Source organism: Burkholderia sp. Tr-862 (genome assembly GCF_011753085.1).
GTDB classification, from domain to species: Bacteria; Pseudomonadota; Gammaproteobacteria; order Burkholderiales; family Burkholderiaceae; genus Burkholderia; species Burkholderia ambifaria.
This window is the reverse complement of record NZ_VWWG01000425.1, coordinates 1-624: the sequence shown is the minus strand read 5'-3', so window position 1 is coordinate 624 and position 624 is coordinate 1. Positions and strand designations below refer to the sequence as shown.

At 64.3% G+C, this 624-nt stretch carries 1 protein-coding gene and 1 pseudogene; both read right to left on the bottom strand.

What is annotated here, in order from left to right:
- Positions 1-146: 146 nt before the first annotated feature.
- Entirely contained in the window at positions 147-314 is a 168-nt protein-coding gene (locus F3J14_RS35305) for a DUF1427 family protein (RefSeq protein ID WP_105789109.1), read from the bottom strand.
- A gap of 165 nt (positions 315-479) precedes the next feature.
- Positions 480-624, bottom strand: a pseudogene (locus F3J14_RS35300) (hydrolase); the annotation flags it as partial.

Sequence of the window (624 nt, the reverse complement as noted above, 5' to 3'; positions counted from 1 at the left end):
TGCTGCCGACCGCGACGAAGCGGCCGTCCTTGATCGCCACCGCGGCGGCGACGGGGTTCGCACGATCGAGCGTCGTGATGCGCCCGTTGTGCAGGATCAGATCCGGTTGAGTATCGGTTGCGGTCATATGCGTCACCTCACTTCGATCAAAGGCCGATGAGCCGCTTGAGGGCGGGAATCGCCTGCACGCCAATCAACATGCCGAGCAACCCGACCAGTGCGATCAGCGGCGGTGCGGGAGAGCGAACCTTGATTGCGCTGTAGATCACGCCTATCAGCAGGCCCGCACCAAGGGAAACCAGATAAGGTTCCATACGATCAATCTCTCGAACAAATTGGAATGCAGGCGGATGCCCTGCAAACGCTCCGCGGGCGGCCTCCGCGGATGCACCGCGTCACGCCGCCCGCATTGACGTATCACCGCCGCGGCGCGCTCATCAAGCATGCCGCGGCGGCATCGACAGTCCCGACTGTCCGCGTTACTTCGCCGGCACCGGCGGAATCGACTCGTGCGGCGTCGCGGTGCGTTGCGGCGCCTTGTGGACCATCGTGTATGCGTAGTCGACGCCCATCCCGTACGCGCCCGAATGCTCCTTCGCGATCGCCATCACCGCGTCGTAGCTG

Coding starts and splice junctions, on each gene's coding strand:
- F3J14_RS35305 (WP_105789109.1), bottom strand. CDS start 314: ATGGAACCTTATCTGGTTTCCCTTGGTGCGGGCCTGCTGATAGGCGTG.